19 protein-coding genes and 1 pseudogene are annotated in these 16,694 nt (G+C 70.0%); 13 read left to right on the top strand and 7 right to left on the bottom strand.

Annotated elements, in window-relative coordinates; translation table 11 throughout:
* Positions 1-43: 43 nt before the first annotated feature.
* The 3 genes and pseudogenes from ACFYR3_RS00100 to ACFYR3_RS00090 all read right to left on the bottom strand — a co-directional run bounded on the left by ACFYR3_RS00100 (position 44) and on the right by ACFYR3_RS00090 (position 2,951).
* Positions 44-841, bottom strand: a complete 798-nt coding sequence (locus ACFYR3_RS00100) for a transglycosylase SLT domain-containing protein (RefSeq protein WP_355843858.1) — start codon at positions 839-841, stop codon at positions 44-46.
* 292 nt (positions 842-1,133) lie between these two features.
* Positions 1,134-2,247: pseudogene (locus tag ACFYR3_RS00095) on the bottom strand (S-adenosylmethionine:tRNA ribosyltransferase-isomerase).
* An 8-nt stretch (positions 2,248-2,255) separates the two neighbouring features.
* Positions 2,256-2,951, bottom strand: a complete 696-nt coding sequence (locus ACFYR3_RS00090) for an SDR family NAD(P)-dependent oxidoreductase (protein ID WP_356782491.1) — start codon at positions 2,949-2,951, stop codon at positions 2,256-2,258.
* A gap of 184 nt (positions 2,952-3,135) precedes the next feature.
* Between ACFYR3_RS00090 and ACFYR3_RS00085 the strand changes: the two genes are divergently transcribed.
* From ACFYR3_RS00085 to ACFYR3_RS00070, 4 genes are all read left to right on the top strand, one after another.
* Complete coding sequence (locus tag ACFYR3_RS00085; RefSeq protein WP_355843864.1) at positions 3,136-4,299, top strand: GAF domain-containing sensor histidine kinase; 1,164 nt, start codon at positions 3,136-3,138, stop codon at positions 4,297-4,299.
* Positions 4,292-4,933 carry a response regulator transcription factor gene (locus ACFYR3_RS00080; RefSeq protein ID WP_355843867.1) on the top strand — a complete coding sequence of 214 codons (642 nt, stop codon included), beginning with the start codon at positions 4,292-4,294 and terminating at the stop codon, positions 4,931-4,933. Before ACFYR3_RS00085 ends, ACFYR3_RS00080 begins: the two co-directional genes overlap by 8 nt.
* Before the next feature lie 219 nt (positions 4,934-5,152).
* The gene (locus ACFYR3_RS00075) at positions 5,153-5,398 is read left to right on the top strand and encodes a chaplin (RefSeq protein ID WP_355843870.1); all 246 of its coding nucleotides are present in this window, start codon (positions 5,153-5,155) and stop codon (positions 5,396-5,398) included.
* 198 nt (positions 5,399-5,596) lie between these two features.
* Complete coding sequence (locus ACFYR3_RS00070) at positions 5,597-5,836, top strand: chaplin (protein ID WP_355843873.1); 240 nt, start codon at positions 5,597-5,599, stop codon at positions 5,834-5,836.
* Positions 5,837-6,345: 509 nt separating this feature from the next.
* On the opposite strand, the gene ACFYR3_RS00065 is transcribed toward ACFYR3_RS00070, so the two are convergent.
* Positions 6,346-7,134 carry a hypothetical protein gene (locus ACFYR3_RS00065; RefSeq protein ID WP_389280768.1) on the bottom strand — a complete coding sequence of 263 codons (789 nt, stop codon included), beginning with the start codon at positions 7,132-7,134 and terminating at the stop codon, positions 6,346-6,348.
* A gap of 121 nt (positions 7,135-7,255) precedes the next feature.
* Between ACFYR3_RS00065 and ACFYR3_RS00060 the strand changes: the two genes are divergently transcribed.
* The 3 genes from ACFYR3_RS00060 (at position 7,256) to ACFYR3_RS00050 (ending at position 9,670) form a co-directional block, all read left to right on the top strand.
* Positions 7,256-8,047: an ABC transporter ATP-binding protein gene (locus tag ACFYR3_RS00060; protein WP_355843879.1), complete on the top strand. Its 792-nt coding sequence runs from the start codon at positions 7,256-7,258 to the stop codon at positions 8,045-8,047.
* A 95-nt stretch (positions 8,048-8,142) separates the two neighbouring features.
* Positions 8,143-8,577: an NfeD family protein gene (locus ACFYR3_RS00055; RefSeq protein WP_355843881.1), complete on the top strand. Its 435-nt coding sequence runs from the start codon at positions 8,143-8,145 to the stop codon at positions 8,575-8,577.
* A 130-nt stretch (positions 8,578-8,707) separates the two neighbouring features.
* The gene (locus tag ACFYR3_RS00050) at positions 8,708-9,670 is read left to right on the top strand and encodes an SPFH domain-containing protein (RefSeq protein ID WP_355843884.1); all 963 of its coding nucleotides are present in this window, start codon (positions 8,708-8,710) and stop codon (positions 9,668-9,670) included.
* 101 nt (positions 9,671-9,771) lie between these two features.
* On the opposite strand, the gene ACFYR3_RS00045 is transcribed toward ACFYR3_RS00050, so the two are convergent.
* The 3 genes from ACFYR3_RS00045 to ACFYR3_RS00035 all read right to left on the bottom strand — a co-directional run bounded on the left by ACFYR3_RS00045 (position 9,772) and on the right by ACFYR3_RS00035 (position 11,785).
* On the bottom strand, positions 9,772-10,278 hold the full coding sequence (locus ACFYR3_RS00045) for an HNH endonuclease (RefSeq protein WP_355843887.1): 507 nt from the start codon (positions 10,276-10,278) through the stop codon (positions 9,772-9,774).
* A 143-nt stretch (positions 10,279-10,421) separates the two neighbouring features.
* Positions 10,422-10,961: a YbhB/YbcL family Raf kinase inhibitor-like protein gene (locus tag ACFYR3_RS00040; protein WP_355843890.1), complete on the bottom strand. Its 540-nt coding sequence runs from the start codon at positions 10,959-10,961 to the stop codon at positions 10,422-10,424.
* Positions 10,962-10,999: 38 nt separating this feature from the next.
* The gene (locus ACFYR3_RS00035) at positions 11,000-11,785 is read right to left on the bottom strand and encodes a sporulation protein (protein WP_261703216.1); all 786 of its coding nucleotides are present in this window, start codon (positions 11,783-11,785) and stop codon (positions 11,000-11,002) included.
* 316 nt (positions 11,786-12,101) lie between these two features.
* Between ACFYR3_RS00035 and ACFYR3_RS00030 the strand changes: the two genes are divergently transcribed.
* The 6 genes from ACFYR3_RS00030 to ACFYR3_RS00005 all read left to right on the top strand — a co-directional run bounded on the left by ACFYR3_RS00030 (position 12,102) and on the right by ACFYR3_RS00005 (position 15,861).
* Positions 12,102-12,764 (top strand): DNA-3-methyladenine glycosylase, encoded by a 663-nt coding sequence (locus ACFYR3_RS00030; protein WP_355843894.1) that lies wholly within the window; start codon positions 12,102-12,104, stop codon positions 12,762-12,764.
* 159 nt (positions 12,765-12,923) lie between these two features.
* On the top strand, positions 12,924-13,127 hold the full coding sequence (locus tag ACFYR3_RS00025) for a hypothetical protein (protein WP_355843897.1): 204 nt from the start codon (positions 12,924-12,926) through the stop codon (positions 13,125-13,127).
* Positions 13,124-14,242: a hypothetical protein gene (locus tag ACFYR3_RS00020; RefSeq protein ID WP_389280764.1), complete on the top strand. Its 1,119-nt coding sequence runs from the start codon at positions 13,124-13,126 to the stop codon at positions 14,240-14,242. Before ACFYR3_RS00025 ends, ACFYR3_RS00020 begins: the two co-directional genes overlap by 4 nt.
* Positions 14,243-14,283: 41 nt before the next feature.
* The gene (locus tag ACFYR3_RS00015) at positions 14,284-14,616 is read left to right on the top strand and encodes a hypothetical protein (RefSeq protein WP_355843903.1); all 333 of its coding nucleotides are present in this window, start codon (positions 14,284-14,286) and stop codon (positions 14,614-14,616) included.
* A 268-nt stretch (positions 14,617-14,884) separates the two neighbouring features.
* The gene (locus tag ACFYR3_RS00010) at positions 14,885-15,244 is read left to right on the top strand and encodes a hypothetical protein (protein WP_355843906.1); all 360 of its coding nucleotides are present in this window, start codon (positions 14,885-14,887) and stop codon (positions 15,242-15,244) included.
* Positions 15,241-15,861, top strand: a complete 621-nt coding sequence (locus tag ACFYR3_RS00005) for a hypothetical protein (RefSeq protein WP_355843909.1) — start codon at positions 15,241-15,243, stop codon at positions 15,859-15,861. Before ACFYR3_RS00010 ends, ACFYR3_RS00005 begins: the two co-directional genes overlap by 4 nt.
* The last annotated feature ends 833 nt before the right edge of the window (positions 15,862-16,694 follow it).

The following is a 16,694-nucleotide window of genomic DNA, read 5'->3' as shown; positions in this document are numbered from 1 at the left end:
GGTGCCGCCCTTCGGCGTCTGTGGGGAACTCCGCGCTGAGTCCTCAGTACGCGCTGTTCACGTTGTCCATGGAACCGTACTTGTCGGCCGCGTAGTTGCAGGCGGCGGTGATGTTGGCGACCGGGTCGTAGATGTTCCACGAGGTACCGGCCACGTGGTACGCCTTGAACGTCGGCGGGATGACCTGGAGCAGACCCTTCGACGGGATGCCGTTGATGGCGTTGATGTCCCAGTCGTTGATGGCCATCGGGTTGCCCGAGGACTCACGCATGATGTTCTTGTGCAGCCCCTGGTAGGTGCCGGGGATGCCCTTGGCCTTCAGGATGTCGAGGGACTGGCGGATCCAGCCGTCGAGGTTGTTGGCGTACGTCTTCGCGGCGACCGTCTCGAGCTTGATGCGCTGCGTGGAGCGGCTGGCGACGGCGGCCTTGGCGTGCGCCGCGGCGGCCTTCTTCTTCGCGGCGGCCTGGGCGGCGGTCTTCTTCTTCGCGGCGGCCTGCGCAGCGGCCTTCTTCTTGGCGGCCACCGCGTCGGCGGCCTTCTTCTTCGCCGCGGCCGCGGAGCCGGTCGCGGCCTTCTGCTTCGCCGCGATGGCCTGCGCCTTCAGGTCGGCGCCGGCCAGCGGGCCGGTGACGCCGGCCTTGACGTCCTTGATCTGGTGCTCGCTGTAGGCGACCTGTGCCGTGGGGGCGGCGGCGTCGTCCGTGGTGGTGTGCGAGTTGCCCGGCACCAGGGAGAACGCGAGGGCGGCGGCACCGAGGGTGGCCACACCGGCGATCGAGAGCTTGTGGAGCTTGGTCAGCGTCGGACGATGACCAGGAGTGTTGATGTTCTTGGGCATGACTGATGGACCTCTTCGAATAGCGCGGAGGTCGCTCTTCGTCCCGGTGGGGGACTGTGTGTTTCCGGAACAAACGCCGCGGAGTGGAACCCGCGGCGCTGAGCGACAACGCAATTCTTAGCGGTCGCAAAATGCCCTGGCAAAGCTGTGACCTACGAAGCCGGGTAGTGGACCCGGAAGGGGCAAATTGGGGCAGACTGGCACGTCTTCCCTGGTCATCTTGTCCCTTTTATCTCCTATGCTCCTTCGTACGTGACCTGCACCCTATGCGCGGGCTCACAGGGGCTCCAGATCATTCTGACTTGGAGTTGCGGGAGCAATGCTCAGAGTGAGGACTCCGCCGGGAGGATGAGGTGCACGTCCCCGAACTCGTGCCAGAGGTAGCCCATACGCAGTGCCGCGTCGTAACCGCGGTCGATCGCCGCCCCTCCCGCGATCGCCTCCAGCATCAGCAGATGCGAGGCCTCCGGCTCGTGCAGCCCGGTCAGCAGCCCGTCGACGGCCCGCACACCCCGCTCCGGGGTCACCACGAGGCCGGTCCAGCCCTTCGCCGCCCGGACCAGCCCGTCCGCGCCGGTCGCGGACTCCACAGCCCGCACGGCCGTCGTACCGACCGCGATGATCCGGCCCCCGCCGGCCCGCGCCGCGTTGATCAGCCGGGCCGACACCGCCGGCACCTCGTACCGCTCCGGATACGGCGACTCGTGCGCCTCTGCCGACGCGACCCCCGTGTGCAGCGTGACCGGCGCGAACTGCACACCCCGGCTCACCAGCTCCGCCACCAGACGCGCGGTGAACGGGCGCGCCGCGCTCGGCATCTCCGCGCTGCCCGCCCCGTCGTCGGACGGCAGCGCGAACACCGTCTGGTACACGGACAGCGGCTGGTCCCGGTCCGTATAGGAGTAGCGGATGGGCCGCCCGTGCCGCCGCAGCAGTCCAAGTACGTCCGTGTCCGGCACCCGCCCCCACCACAGCCGCGGACTGCCCGCGCTCAGCGGCTCCTCCAGGGTGAGGCGTACGTCCCCGGGCAGACACACCACTGTCCCCGCGGGGCCGCCCGCACGCGCACGCGTGGTCCCCCTTCCGTCGGGATCCCGCACCTCGACCGCCCACCGATCGTCATCGCCACGCGTGGAGAAATGCACCACCACGCGCGCGTGGCCGATCCGCCCGTCCACGGCCGCCGCCAGGGTGGCCGAGGTGTTGACGATCAGCAGGTCCCCGGCCCTCAGCTGCCGGGGCAGCTCCACGAACGCGTGATGCGACACCTCGGCACCGCGCGACACCAGCAGCCGTACGGAATCCCGGTCTCGGCCGGGACCCCGCTGCTCCGCGGGCACCCGCGCCGACAACTCCTCCGGAACGCTTCCCCACGCCCGGCCGCGCCCGACCGGAGGAACCCCCATCGCCGTGGTCACCGCGCCTCCAGCAGGGCCTCAGCCGCGTAGCGCCCACTGGCCGGCCGTTCGTCGAGCAGGCGCAGAAAGGCCGGAACCACACTGTCCGGCGCCGGCCGCGGACCGTCGTCCTCCGGTACGGCCGCCGTGTAGAGGTCCGTGCCCATGTCCCCGGGGTCCACCGCCCACACCCGAAGGCCGGGCTCCTCCTCGCCGAGGACCGCCGAGAGATGGTCGAGAGCGGCCTTCGAGGCGCCGTAGCCGCCCCAGGTCTCGTACGCCTCCGCCGCGGCGTCCGAGCTGATGTCGACGACTGTGCCCGCCCCGGCCGCCCTCAGCAGCGGCAGTGCCTCCTGGATCAGGCCCAGCGCGGCGACCACATTGACCTCCAGGGCCTGCCGCAGCCCTTCCAGGCCCAGCTCCTCCAGGCGCACCAGCGGCTCCGCGCCCAGCGCGCTCGCGTTGTTCACGAGCAGGTCGACACCCCCGAGCTTCCGGGCCGCCGCCACCAGCTCGGCACGGTGACCGGCGTCCGTCACATCACCGGGCAGCGCCTCCACACGTGTCCCGTACGCCGACAGCGCCCCCGCGGTCTCCTCCAGCACCCCGGCCGTTCTGGCGTCGAGCACCAGATCCCAGCCGCGCTCCGCCAGAGCCGCGGCGAGCGCCCTCCCCAACCCCTTCGAGGCCCCCGTGATGATCGCTACCGGCATGACATCCGTCCCCTCGCTCCGACCGCCTTCCCGGCGGGTGTCCTCACGGTAGGAACCGGGCCCGCCCGGCCGCCTCGTGCGCGAGCCGCAATGATCAGGGGCCCTTCGTCCTAGGCCCAATGGCCCGGCGGGCGCCATCACGGGTCCGATACGCGTTGTCACACCCCGCCGGTAGTTTGGGTTCATGAGTCACGGACCCCGGTCGGGCCTGTACGCGGTGAGCTCCGCGTTGCTGGCCATGAGCAGGCATCTCGAAGTGCGCGACGTCCTCAAGACGATCGTCGCCTCGGCCCGAGAGCTGCTCGACGCGCAGTACGCGGCGCTGGGCGTGCCCGACGACCACGGCGGCTTCGCCCAGTTCGTCGTCGACGGTGTCAGCGACGCGCAGTGGAAAGCCATCGGACCGCTCCCGCGCCAGCACGGCATCCTCGCCGCGATGCTTCGCGAGGCCCGCCCCGAGCGCCTGGCCGATGTGCGCACGGACCCCCGCTTCGAGGGCTGGCCCGAGGCCCACCCCGACATGTCCGACTTCCTGGGCCTGCCCATCCGCGACGGCGACGAGATCATCGGCGCACTCTTCCTCGCGAACAAGGTGCGTTCGGGGGGACAGCCGTGTCCCGCGCCGGACGGCAGGTGCGGTTTCACCGAGGACGACGAGGAACTCCTCACGATCCTCGCCCAGCACGCGGCGATCGCCCTGACGAACGCCCGGCTCTACGAACGCAGCCGCGAGCTCACCATCGCCGAGGAGCGCTCCCGGCTCGCGCACGAACTGCACGACGCGGTCAGCCAGAAGCTGTTCTCCCTGCGCCTCACCGCGCAGGCCGCCGCCACCCTCGTCGACCGCGACCCCTCCCGCGCCAAGGGCGAACTCCAGCACGTGGCCGCGCTCGCCGCGGAAGCCACCGAGGAACTGCGCGCCGCCGTCATCGAGTTGCGCCCCGCCGCCCTCGACGAGGACGGCCTGGTCGCCACCCTGCGCACCCAGATCCAGGTCCTCGACCGCGCCCACTCCGCGCGCGTGACCTTCGCCAGCCGCGGTGTACGAGCGCTGCCCGCCTCCCAGGAGGAGGCCATGCTGAGGGTCTCCCAGGAGGCCCTGCACAACGCGTTGCGGCACTCCGGCGCCACCCGCGTCGACGTCACCCTGGACAGGCGCGGCCCCGGCGCCGTCCTGCACGTCTCCGACGACGGCAGCGGCTTCGACCCCACTGCGATACGCAGCGCCGGCCGCCATCTCGGCCTGGTGTCGATGCGGGACCGGACGAGTGGGGTCGGCGGCACACTCACCGTGGAATCGGCGCCCGGAAAGGGCACCGTGATCGAAATGGAGGTTCCTGGTGGCTGACGCAATCAAGGTGCTGCTCGTCGACGACCACCAGGTCGTCCGCCGGGGACTGCGCACCTTCCTCGAAGTGCAGGACGACATCGAGGTCGTCGGAGAGGCGTCCGACGGAGCCGAAGGCGTCGACCGTGCCGAGGAGTTGAAACCTGACGTCGTCCTGATGGACGTCAAGATGCCGGGGATGGACGGCGTCGACGCGCTGCGCAAGCTCCGCGAACTCGCCAACCCCGCGCGCGTGCTGATCGTCACCAGCTTCACCGAGCAGCGCACGGTGGTGCCGGCACTGCGCGCGGGCGCCGCCGGGTATGTCTACAAGGACGTGGACCCCGACGCGCTGGCCGGAGCCATCCGTTCGGTCCACGCGGGGCACGTCGTCCTCCAAGCCGAGCTAGCGGGCGCCCTGTTGTCCCAGGAGGAGGTCAACTCGGGCCAGGGGAGAAGCGGTTCGCTCACCGAGCGGGAGCGCGAGGTGCTCGGCCTGATCGCGGACGGCCGCTCCAACCGGGAGATCGCCCGCGCCCTCGTCCTCTCCGAGAAGACGGTGAAGACCCACGTTTCGAACATCCTGATGAAGCTCGACCTCGCCGACCGCACCCAGGCCGCACTCTGGGCCGTACGGCACGGGATCGCGGACTGATCGTCAGGAGCCGCTCAGCAGGGGATCCGTGGTCGGCGCGGTTGCGTGGCGCGCGGACGGAACGGTGCCACCGCACGGCAACCCGGAGGGTTCCGCTCCGGGATGAGATTCATACCGTCGTGTGTATGTCACCCGGATGGCGCATCCTCCGTGGATTCCGGCCGTTCTCCAGTGCGCCGTGGCGGTCTGCCGCGGCGTTCGCGAGGAGGGGTTTCGCAAGTGAAGAACCTGAAGAAGTTCACGGCTGTCGCGATGGTGGCGGGCGGCCTGGTCGCCGCCGGTGCGGGCATGGCTTCGGCGACGGACGGCGCGTCGGCGGGCGGCAAGGCTGTGGGCTCCCCGGGCGTCGTCTCCGGCAACCTCGTCCAGGCCCCGGTCGACGTCCCGGTGAACGTGGTCGGGAACAGTGTGAACGTCATCGGCGCCCTGAACCCGGCCTTCGGCAACCTCGGCCTCAACCACTGAGGTTCCCCACCGGAACGACCACGACCACCGGCCTTCCAGGGAGTCCCTGGGGGGCCGGTCGGCTTGTCGGCTCATCGGTGGACTGAACCGGTCGGGGCAATCGTTACGGCCTTCCCGTGCCGTCCTCGCCTCCCCGGCGTTGCTCAGCGTACGACCCGCGGCAGGGTCGGATCCGTGAACGCAGGAGGAACGTTTCCCATGAACATCGCCAAGAAGGCCGCCCTGGCCGTCACCGTCGCCGGTATCGCCGCGGGCGCCTGTGCCGGTGCCGCTGTCGCCGACGCGGGCGCCGAGGGCGCGGCCGTGAAGTCGCCGGGCGTCGGCTCCGGCAACGTGGTACAGCTCCCGGTCCACATCCCCGTGAACGTGGTCGGCAACAGCGTCAACGTCATCGGCGCCCTGAACCCGACGTTCGGCAACGTGGGCGTCAACGGCTGAGCCACCACGAGCGACAAGGGCCCCGCGAACGGAAACGTTTCGCGGGGCCCTTCCGCGTCGCACCGGCCCGAGCGCCGGAGACACCCGAGCGTTCGGGCGCCGAGGGTCCGCGCCGTCGGCGGCCGGAGCGTCCGGGCGCGTGCCCCGGGCCAGGGGCTGTCGTTCGGACCAGGTCGCAGGTCGCAGGTCGCAGGTCGCAGGTCGCAGGTCGCAGGTCGCACGTGCCGACGGTGCCTCGGCGGCGGGCGTGAGCTGGGGTCCGGTACGTGCGCCTGGGCGCCGAAGGACGACCCCAAGTGCCCGGGCAGCCGAAGGCCCCGGGCGCACGGAGGCTGGCGCGGCCCGGAACGCGAGCCACGCAAGCCCCCGAGCGAGCAGGGCACCGCACATACCCGTGCGCCCGAGGACCCGGCGATACGCGCAAGCCCCCGGAGGCGGGCCGCACCAGGTGCCCGCGCACCTGAGGAACCGGGCCACGCAAGGCATCCGCACTCCGCGCCGAGCGGCGCTCAGCGCACCCCGCGCTCGCGTTCCTCCACGAAGGCGTTGTACGCGGCCACCTGCGCCCGCCGGGCCGTCCGCTCCACCGGCCGCAGGGCCTCCGCCCGAGCGGCGATCTCCGAAGCGCTCACCGCGCCGCCGTGCCCGCTCTCGTGCGCCACGGAAATCAGCATCCCGACCCGCTGGGCCAGCTCCAGGACGCGTACCGCACGCGGCGGGTACCCGGGGGCCAGCACCTCCCGCCCCCGCTCGGCCCGCGCCCGGTACGCCTCGATCGCCGCGGCCGCGACCGGCCCCGACCCTGCCACGTCCAGCCGCGACAGCACCTCCGTCGCGTCGCGGAGGGCCTCCGCCAGCTCCCGCTCGGCCTCCCCGAGCGAGGGCACATCGGCGGGCGGCGCCTCGCGGACGGCGAGGCAGTGCCAGGCGACCTCGACATGTACATCGCCGACGGGCCCGGCCTCGTACACCTCGGGCACGAGCCCCAGCGCCCCGCCGTGACAGACCACGGCCTCCTCGGCGTCGAGGGCGCGCGCGTTGAACGCGGGCGGTCCGCTGAGCCCGAGCGGATGGCCCGGCGCGGGCAGCGCGACCCGCAGCCCGGTCACCCCGAGCCTGCGCAGCCGGCCGAGGGCGAGCGTGAGCCCGACGGGCCCCGACTCACCGGGCAACCCCTCGACCCGGTGCACCGCGTCGTCCCCGACGATGGCGAGCACGGCGTCGTCCGGAGAAACAAGTCCGGCCAATAGGGCATTTCCCCATGCTGCCAGCTGTCCTGAGCGTGGTTTCGAGAGCATGCCCCCACCCTAAGGACCGGCCGATGGATCGGTGCGGCCGACCGGTGGCGTAGGTTTTCCCTGGGGGCTTCGTCCACAGACGTAAGCGACGGCCGAGACTGCAATGGGAGACAACGCGCTCATGAGCGATGTACTGGAGCTGGTGGACGTATCCGTGGTCCGCGAGGGCCGGGCTCTGGTGGACCAGGTCTCCTGGTCGGTCAAGGAGGGGGAGCGCTGGGTCATCCTCGGCCCCAACGGCGCCGGGAAGACGACCCTCCTGAACGTCGCCTCCAGCTACCTCTTCCCCAGCTCGGGCACCGCCACGATCCTCGGTGAGACCCTCGGCCAGGTCGACGTCTTCGAGCTGCGCCCGCGCATCGGCATCGCCGGCATCGCGATGGCCGAGAAGCTCCCCAAGCGCCAGACGGTCCTGCAGACGGTCCTCACCGCCGCGTACGGCATGACCGCCGGGTGGCACGAGGACTACGAGGACATCGACGAGCAGCGCGCCCGCGCCTTCCTCGACCGCCTCGGCATGAGCGACTTCCTGGACCGCAGGTTCGGCACCCTCTCCGAGGGCGAGCGCAAGCGCACCCTGATCGCCCGCGCCCTGATGACCGACCCCGAGCTGCTCCTCCTCGACGAGCCCGCGGCCGGCCTCGACCTCGGCGGCCGCGAGGACCTGGTGCGCCGCCTCGGCCGCCTCGCCCGCGACCCGATCGCCCCCTCCATGATCATGGTCACGCACCACGTCGAGGAGATCGCTCCCGGCTTCACCCACGTCCTGATGATCCGTCAGGGCAAGGTGCTCGCCGCCGGCCCGCTGGAGCTCGAACTCACCTCGCGCAACCTCTCCCTCTGCTTCGGCCTCCCGCTCGTCGTCGAGCAGGTCGGCGAGCGCTGGACCGCGCAGGGCCTCCCGATGGCCTGAACCGCAGCGGCATGCGGACACACGCCCCTCACCCGGCGTACCCGACTTGATCGTGCGCTCTGTCCGCCGGAGGGGCACGGTCCTACCATGACCACGTGAACGACATCAACGCATGGGTGTGGTGGCTGGTCGGGGCGGCCGGACTCGGCATCCCGCTCGTGGTGACCGCGATGCCGGAGTTCGGCATGCTCTCCGTGGGTGCCGTCGCCGCGGCGGTCGCGGCGGGCCTCGGTGGCGGTGTCGTACTCCAAGTGCTCGTCTTCGTGGCCGTGTCGGTCGCGCTCATAGGGGTCGTACGCCCCATCGCCGCCCGGCACAGCGCCCAACGCCCCCAACTCGCCACCGGCATCGAGGCGTTGAAGGGCAAGCAGGCCATCGTCCTGGAACGCGTGGACAGTTCGGGCGGGGGCCGCATCAAGCTCGGCGGAGAGATCTGGTCGGCGCGTGCCCTCGACGCCGGACAGGCCTACGAGGTGGGCCAGGAAGTGGATGTCGTGGACATCGACGGAGCCACGGCGATCGTCATGTGACCTCGTACAACGCAAGTGAACCGAACGCCCCACGTGGCAGACGACGTTCTGTCACACTCGTCCAGCAAGATCTTCAACACCCATGAGATCTTTCGGAATTACCGAGTGGAGAAGGGTACGGGGAGCATCGATGGAACCGATCATCATCGTCCTGATCATTCTGGTGGTGCTGGTCTTCATCGCCCTGATCAAGACCATCCAGGTCATCCCACAGGCCAGCGCCGCCATTGTCGAGCGCTTCGGCCGCTACACGCGGACACTGAACGCCGGCCTGAACATCGTCGTCCCGTTCATAGACTCGATCCGCAACCGCATCGACCTGCGTGAACAGGTCGTCCCGTTCCCTCCGCAGCCGGTGATCACCCAGGACAACCTCGTCGTCAACATCGACACCGTCATCTACTACCAGGTCACCGACGCGCGAGCCGCGACGTACGAGGTCGCCAGCTACATCCAGGCGATCGAGCAGCTCACCGTCACCACCCTCCGCAACATCATCGGCGGCATGGACCTGGAGCGGACCCTGACCTCCCGCGAGGAGATCAACGCGGCCCTGCGCGGCGTCCTCGACGAGGCCACCGGCAAGTGGGGCATCCGCGTCAACCGCGTCGAGCTGAAGGCGATCGAACCGCCCACCTCCATCCAGGACTCGATGGAGAAGCAGATGCGCGCCGACCGCGACAAGCGAGCCGCGATCCTCACCGCGGAGGGCATCCGCCAGTCGCAGATCCTCACCGCCGAGGGCGAGAAGCAGTCCGCGATCCTGCGCGCCGAAGGTGAGGCCAAGGCCGCGGCCCTGCGCGCCGAGGGCGAGGCCCAGGCCGTCCGTACGGTCTTCGAGGCCATTCACGCCGGAGACCCGGACCAGAAGCTCCTCTCCTACCAGTACCTCCAGATGCTCCCGAAGATCGCCGAGGGCAACGCCAACAAGCTCTGGATCGTGCCCAGCGAGATCGGCGACGCCCTCAAGGGCCTCAGTGGCGCCATGGGCAACTTCGGCAACCTGGGCGGGGGTTCGGGCAACCGGGGATCCTCCGGCGACTCCGGCGGTGGCGGCAACGAACGCCGCGAGAAGCCGTCCATCACCGACTGATGCGGTACACGGACTGAGCCGTACACGGGCTGATGCCGTACGACGATGGGGCCCGCCTCCCGCGAGAGGTGGGCCCCATCGTCGTACCGGCGCCGTACGGGCTACGCGGCCGGCTGAGCCAGCCACTCCGGCAGTGCGTCGAAGTCGTCCTGGCCGAGCGCCAGCAGCATGGCGTCCGCGGGCGTCGGCTCGAACGGCTGCCGCAGCAACGGCATCTGGGCCTGCTCCGGCGTACGGGCCGCCTTGCGGTGATTGTCCTCCGCGCAGGAGGCCACCGTGTTCAGCCACGAGTCCTGGCCGCCCTGGGCACGCGGGACCACGTGGTCCACGGTCGTGGCCCGTCGGCCGCAGTAGGCGCACCTGTGCCGGTCACGTATCAGCACACCCCGCCTCGACCACGGTGCTTGTCTTCGGAACGGCACCCGGACGTAGCGGCAGAGCCGGATCACCCGGGGCACGGGTATGTCCAACGCCGCTCCGCGCATGCGCAGTTCGGGGTGGGCCTGCTCGACGACGGCCTTGTCCTGCAGCACCAGAACGACGGCTCGGTTCAACGTCACCGTCGACAACGGCTCAAAGCTCGCGTTCAGTACCAGCGTGTCCCGCATCCAGCCCACCTCCTCCTGCGCACCGGCCCACCTGCGGCGGGCTGGGATCAACTCTGGCCGGGCACGCCGAGATGGACAACGCAATAAAAATGCCCGCCCCTGATCACTTCCATGACCAGAGGCGGGCAAACGTTCGGCGAACGTCAGTCTGCGGCGGGAGCGGCGTACTCACCGATCAACTGGGCGCGCGCCAGCGTGTGGAACCGGAGGTTGAAGCCCACCACGGCGGGCGACACCTCCGCGTCGGGACCGAGCTTCTCCTGATCCACGGCGTACACCGTGAAGACGTACCGGTGCGCGGGATCGCCGGCCGGCGGCGCCGCGCCCCCGAAGTCCCGGGACCCGTAGTCGTTGCGCACCTGGACCGCGCCGTCGGGCAGCCCCTCGAACTTGCCGCTGCCCGCGCCCGTCGGCAGCTCCGTCACCGAGACCGGGATGTCGAACAGCACCCAGTGCCAGAATCCGCTCCCCGTCGGGGCGTCCGGATCGAAGCACGTCACGGCGAAGCTCTTGGTCTCCGGCGGAAAGCCCTCCCAGCTCAGCTGCGGCGAGGTGTTCCCGGCCGCGTGGACCTGCGCGTCCTTCAGCACCGCGCCCGGCTCGACATCCTCGCTGGCGACCGTGAACGCCGGCACCGGCGGATGGAAGTCGTGCGGGAGCGGCGGCCTCTTGAGCTCGGTCACGTCAGTACCTCCTGAACGGCGGAATCCGTGCTCCGAGCCTAGAACCAGCTGCGCTTGCTGCCGACCTCCGACAGCCACTGGTTCAGGTATCCGGCCCAGTCCGTGCCCTGGAAGTCGTGCAGCCCCACCTGGAAGGAGCGGAACGAGTCGCTGCCCTCACTGAAGAGGCCCGGCTTCTTGTCCATCTCCAGGATGACGTCCATCGCACGGTCGTCCGCGACGAAGCTCAGCTCCACCTGGTTCAGCCCGCGGTACTGCGACGGCGGGTAGAACTCGATCTCCTGGTAGAACGGCAGCCGCTGACGGGTGTTGCGGATGTGGCCCTTCTCCATGTCCGCGTTCTTGAAGCGGAAGCCGAGCTGGATGAAGGCGTCGAGAATCGCCTTCTGCGCCGGCAGCGGGTGCACGTTGACCGGGTCGAGGTCACCCGGGTCGATGGCGCGGGCGATCTGCAGCTCGGTGGTGACACCGATGTTCATCCCGCGCAGGCTCTGCCCGTCGATCATGGTGATCGGCGTCTCCCACGGGATCTCCAGACCGAACGGAACCGTGTGCACGGCGCCGGCCTGGAGCTGGAAGGCCCCGCCGAGCCGCAGCTTCGTGAACTCGATGTTCTGCTTGTACTCCTGGTCGTCGTGGCCCTCGACCTCGACCTTGGCCTGAAGGCCGACCGACAGACCCTCGATCGCCTGGTCGACCGAACCACCCTGGATCCGCACCTCGCCCTGGACGACGCCGCCCGGAACGGTGTTGGCCTCGGTCAGCACCGTCTCGACCGAAGCCCCACCGGCCCCCAAGCTCGCAAGCAGCCGCTTGAACCCCATGTCGTCACTTCCTCCCCAGGCAACGCCTGTTTCGTCCTCTGTCTGTATGGATCCCTTGATCCCTACAAACGCGATCCGGCCCCGACCGGTTCCGCGCCCTCACCCTTACAAGTGGATGAGGGCCCCTGACCGTACGCCCCTGACGACCTCAGGGGCGACTCCCCGCTCCTGGTAAAGTTGAGCGGCATGCCAGGCGTACCGGACATGGGCCGGCTCAAGTGGGAGTGACGGTTCGCAAGCTGTTCCTCCTGGCCGGCAGGTGCACGCTTCGACTGATGATCATCTCAGGTCCGGGTCGGCCGCGGGAAGCGATGTGATGACACCCGTCCCCGACGCGCCGCTGCCGCGCTCGTTCTTCTCCCGGCCCGCCCATGTCGTCGCACCGGAACTTCTGGGCCGTCTCCTCGTCTCCGGGGAGGGCGACGCTGCCGTGGCCCTGCGCATCACCGAGGTCGAAGCATACGAGGGCGGGGACGACCCGGCCTCTCACGGCTGGCGCGGCAGGACTCCTCGCAACGCTTCGATATTCGGCCCTCCGGGCCATCTCTACGTCTACTGGATCTACGGGATGCACCACGCCGCGAATCTCGTCTGCGGCACGGACGGCGAGGCGCACGCGGTGCTTGTCCGAGCCGGCGAGGTTGTTGCCGGGCAGGCCGAGGCCGCCTGCCGCCGCCCTGCCGCCCGTTCCCCGAAGGAACTGGCGAAGGGCCCCGGGCGCCTCGCCGACGCACTGGGCATCACCCGCGCTCTCGACGGCGTGGACGTCTGCGACCCGCACTCGCAGGTGCGCATCGCCCGCGGCGCCCCGGTTCAGGCGGACCTCGTCATGAGCGGTCCCCGGACCGGCGTCTCCCGCGCTCACGACATCCCCTGGCGCTTCTGGATCTCGGCCGATCCGACAGTCAGCCCCTACCGGCGGCACACTCCGCGCCGCAGGAAGGCGGCGCCGGGCACTGGGGACGGGAGGGCGGGGTGAGGGTCAATCACCAGCCCACGGCCCAAGAGCCCTACTGACGAGCCGTTCAAGCCCGCGCTCACCCAGAGGAAACGACTCTCCCCTTCAGGGGTTTCGAGGGGGAGACCGACTGTGCCCCAGAGGCCGGACCCGACATGAGGGTGCGGCTAGCATCTGCGGGTGGCTCGCAGCGAAAAGAAGGCCCGGCGCCTCGTCGTCGACGGGGAGACCTTCCTCCGCTCCTTGGGTCACTACCACCGCGCACTGGGCATCGGACGCTACGAAGACTGCTGCGAGACTCTGCTCGACGCGGTACTGACCCAGGGCCGGCAACCCGATGATCCCGTCCCTCACCCTCCTCGAATTCTCAAGGAAGCCCCGTGAACCCCTTCGTCGCCATAGCCGGCACCGGCCTGCTCGGCTACGCCGCCGTCTCCATCCCCCGCAACGTCCGCAAGGCCCGTGCCCAGCGGGCCGCCGAGGCGGCCAAGAAGAAGCGGGTGGTCATCGATCCCGCCGAGTTCGGGCTCGTACCGGGGGACCAGCTCGACACGCGCTTCGCCGGGTCCGACCCGGAGGCCGACGCCGTCGCCGCAGCGGCGATCGCCGGTGACTGGCGCCAGGCGGCCGCCTACCTCGCGGGGGCCGGCCAGGACTGGGACTTGAGGTGGTACCGGCTCGGCATCCTCACCGACGCGGCCGTGAAGGACGACGGCTGGCTGCAGGCTTGGCGCAGCGAATACCCGTACGACCCGGCTGTGGCCCTCGTCCACGCCGACGCGCTGGTGGCGCTCGCGGCCGACGCCCGCGGTGCCAAGACCGCGAAGCACACCACGGCCGAACAGTTCGCGGGCTTCAACGAGTTGCTCGCCGAAGCGCTGCCCGCCTGCCAGGAGGCGGCCCGGATGGCACCCGAGGACCCGAGTCCCTGGGTCGCGCAGATCTCCATCGCGCTGGGGCTGGGCTGGTCGAACGAGCACTTCCGGGCGCTGTGGGCCGAGATCGTGGCCCGCGACCCGCACCACTTCGCCGCGCACACGTCGGCCCTGCAGTACTGGTGCGCCAAGTGGCGCGGCTCGGACGAGCTGATGTACGCCTTCACGGAGCAGGCCGTGGCCTCCGCTCCCCAGGGAAGCCTGCTGCCGGTACTGCGGCTGTACGCGGCCTTCGAGCACCAGCATCGCGAGGGCGATCTGTCCGTCTACACGAAGCCGTTCATGACGACGGCCATCGACGCCACGCTCGACGCGGTCGCCCGGGTGCCGGCCGGCCACCACCGTCTTCCGCTCGTACGGCACCTGTTGGCCAACGCCTGCTTCCGCGCCGAGCGGTCCGCGGAGGGCGTCGAGCAGTTCCAGGCCATCGGCGGTTACATCGGCAGCGTGCCGTGGACGTACTCGGCGGACCCGGCCAAGGCGTTCATCCACGCCCGTACGAACACCTTCGTCGGGTGGGAGAAGGCGGGCCGTCCGGCGCCGCTGTCCCGCGCTGCCCGCTGACAAATCCCCGGGACCCGCCACGACGGGACCCGGGCGGGGGCATGGGCGCGAGCGCGGTAGCAGCGGCACGCGAGAAGGCCGCCGCCGCAAGGGCCTCCGCGGGTTCCGGGAGCTCCGCGGACTCCGCCCCCGCCGCCGCGCCGGCGCAGGCCGCCCGCAGGCGGCGCACCGGGGGCCAGACGGTGGCGGTGGTCCTCTTCTGCGTTCTGAGCGGCTTCTTCGCCTTCCTCGCCCTCGCGCTCACGGTCTTCGGCGCCGGCGATCCGGAGATCAGCACCGGCGAGTGGATCGCCTTCTCGGGCTTCCTGTGGGCGGTCAGCGCCCTGCTGGCGTGGCCCGCCGCACGGATCCTGCGGCGCACCACCCGGATGTGAAACCGCGCCGCCCGGGCAGGCAGGCACGCCGCCCGGGCGCGAAGACACCCGACCGGAGAGAGGGCCTGTGCTGTCCGGGGTGCCTGGGGCCGTGCCTGGCGGCACTCACGTTTTTTGCTGTTGCATAAGTGAGTCCTGTGACATCCATGGCAAGATCTTTCCCGAACGTCGAACCGTCGTCGGCTACCGTGCCAATCGATTTCGGCGTCGTGGATGCGTGTCAGCGGCCGTAGAGCCCGCGCCGTATCAGGGGGCAGCGAGTGATCCAGTGGACGTACATCGGCCGACCGCCGTCGTGCGCCGCTCCAGCAGCGCATATGTGTCCGGCGTATGCGTTCCTATCGACACCACCTGGCGGCACAGAAGAACTTCAGCGGCCGCGCTCGGCATGACGGCGGGCGGCCCGGGCCACCTGGACATGGAGTCGTACGACACCGCGAACACGGCGTGCAACGACGCCGCGTCGGCGTACGTGCGCGCCACGATCACCGTCGACCGCGACGTGTGGGACGGGCCGATCGCCGTCATCGGCCGAACCGGCAACGGCAAGAAGAGCAGGACGAGAAGACCGGTCGGAAGAGCTGAGCTTTCGGGACCGGTCCAGGGCAGGAGAGCAGGTACATCGTGACCAAGCAGGTCAGGCAAGTGACGCGGTCGCGTCCGGCACAGACGCAGCAGACGCAGACGAGGCTTGCCCGCGTCGGCCGCGGCCTCGTCTCCTGGCTGCGTTCCCTCAGCAGGCGCACCATCACGCTCGCCGCGGGTGCCCTGGCCGTCGTCGCCGCGGTCGTCGTGGCGTGTGCCTTCCTCTTCGGGGGGGACGAGCGGCCGCCCATCGCCGACACCACGGCGCGGCACTACACCGAGGTCGACGCCTGCCTGCTCACTGGCAAGGACGGCATCTTGGCCGGCACCACCGCCGCGACCGTCTGGCAGGGCATGCAGGACGCTTCCCTGAAGACCCACGCCCGGGTCAACTACCAGCAGGTGGTCGGGGAGCAGAGCGTCGGCAACGCGCGGCCGTTCCTCAACGGCATGCTCCAGGGGTCCTGCGAGGTCGTTCTCGCCGTCGGCGGACCCGAGGTCTCGGCCGCGGCCGAGACGGCACCGCAGTACAAGAAGACCGACTTCATCCTCGTCGGTGGCGGACACTCCAAGACCAACGTGACGTCCGTCCACACCGGCGACGGGCTCCGGGCAGACGTGGCCGACGCCGTCGAACGTGCGGTCATCGGGAAGCGCTAGCGGGCGGTCAAGGGGACGAGCCAGTGCTGTGCCCGCATGGGTTCGCCGGGCCGGCGAGGTCACCGAGGGCGCGGACCTCGCCCGCAAACGTCGACTCTCGGCCCGATACGACAAGGAACGGGCCAAAGGGCCGGCACGCCTCGCGATCGGACCGGGGGGCGGACCGGTCCGACCGTTCACTCGACGGAGCGGACGCCTGAGGCCCCGAGGACTCGCCCTTGACCCTGCTCAGGGGTACCCCGTCCGCGCCGACCAGGTGCGTAGCGGCCTGCACACCGGAGTCTCCCGCGACGGAGGCGTCCACCTCTGGCGCTTCCGGGTCGTCGACGACCTGACGGTGAGCCCTTATCGAGCCCATGCGCCCCGCCGCTGCTCAACTTGACGCGCCCCTGGGGGATCCGTAATGTAGCCCGAGCCGCTTGAACCGGTTACGGCGTTTAGCCAGCAGCCGAGAGCGGCCAACCCACTACCTACGACTTCCCTCCAGCGGGGGCTTATTCGGCATGCCTGCATGCCTGAATTCGAACTCGCGGAACTCGATTATGAGTCGCCGAGGGAATCGGCTAGCGTAGTGAATGTCGAAAGGCCGCGAAACGCGAAAGCGCTGAAAGGCCCGAAGACAAGCCCCGCTGACTGGGAGTCAGGCCCGAAAGGATCTGATAGAGTCGGACTCGCCGGAAAGGGAAACGCGGAAGCGGGAACCTGGAAAGCACCGAGGAAATCGGATACGGAAACGGTCTGATAGAGTCGGAAACGCAAGACCGAAGGGAAGCGCCCGGAGGAAAGCCCGAGAGGGTGAGTACAAAGGAAGCGTCCGTTCCTTGAGAACTCAA

This window comes from Streptomyces sp. NPDC005784 (assembly GCF_042871525.1).
In the GTDB taxonomy this organism is placed as follows: Bacteria; Actinomycetota; Actinomycetes; order Streptomycetales; family Streptomycetaceae; genus Streptomyces.
The sequence above is the reverse complement of the archived record's forward strand: the minus strand, read 5'-3'. Positions and strand labels throughout refer to the sequence as shown.

Excerpts from the sequence above, each read along its gene's own strand:
- ACFYR3_RS00100 (WP_355843858.1), bottom strand. The coding sequence starts at position 841 with ATGCCCAAGAACATCAACACTCCTGGTCATCGTCCGACGCTGACCAAG.
- ACFYR3_RS00090 (WP_356782491.1), bottom strand. The coding sequence starts at position 2,951 with ATGCCGGTAGCGATCATCACGGGGGCCTCGAAGGGGTTGGGGAGGGCG.
- ACFYR3_RS00085 (WP_355843864.1), top strand. The coding sequence starts at position 3,136 with ATGAGTCACGGACCCCGGTCGGGCCTGTACGCGGTGAGCTCCGCGTTG.
- ACFYR3_RS00070 (WP_355843873.1), top strand. The coding sequence starts at position 5,597 with ATGAACATCGCCAAGAAGGCCGCCCTGGCCGTCACCGTCGCCGGTATC.
- ACFYR3_RS00065 (WP_389280768.1), bottom strand. The coding sequence starts at position 7,134 with ATGCTCTCGAAACCACGCTCAGGACAGCTGGCAGCATGGGGAAATGCC.
- ACFYR3_RS00060 (WP_355843879.1), top strand. The coding sequence starts at position 7,256 with ATGAGCGATGTACTGGAGCTGGTGGACGTATCCGTGGTCCGCGAGGGC.
- ACFYR3_RS00050 (WP_355843884.1), top strand. The coding sequence starts at position 8,708 with ATGGAACCGATCATCATCGTCCTGATCATTCTGGTGGTGCTGGTCTTC.
- ACFYR3_RS00045 (WP_355843887.1), bottom strand. The coding sequence starts at position 10,278 with ATGCGGGACACGCTGGTACTGAACGCGAGCTTTGAGCCGTTGTCGACG.
- ACFYR3_RS00035 (WP_261703216.1), bottom strand. The coding sequence starts at position 11,785 with ATGGGGTTCAAGCGGCTGCTTGCGAGCTTGGGGGCCGGTGGGGCTTCG.
- ACFYR3_RS00030 (WP_355843894.1), top strand. The coding sequence starts at position 12,102 with ATGACACCCGTCCCCGACGCGCCGCTGCCGCGCTCGTTCTTCTCCCGG.
- ACFYR3_RS00015 (WP_355843903.1), top strand. The coding sequence starts at position 14,284 with ATGGGCGCGAGCGCGGTAGCAGCGGCACGCGAGAAGGCCGCCGCCGCA.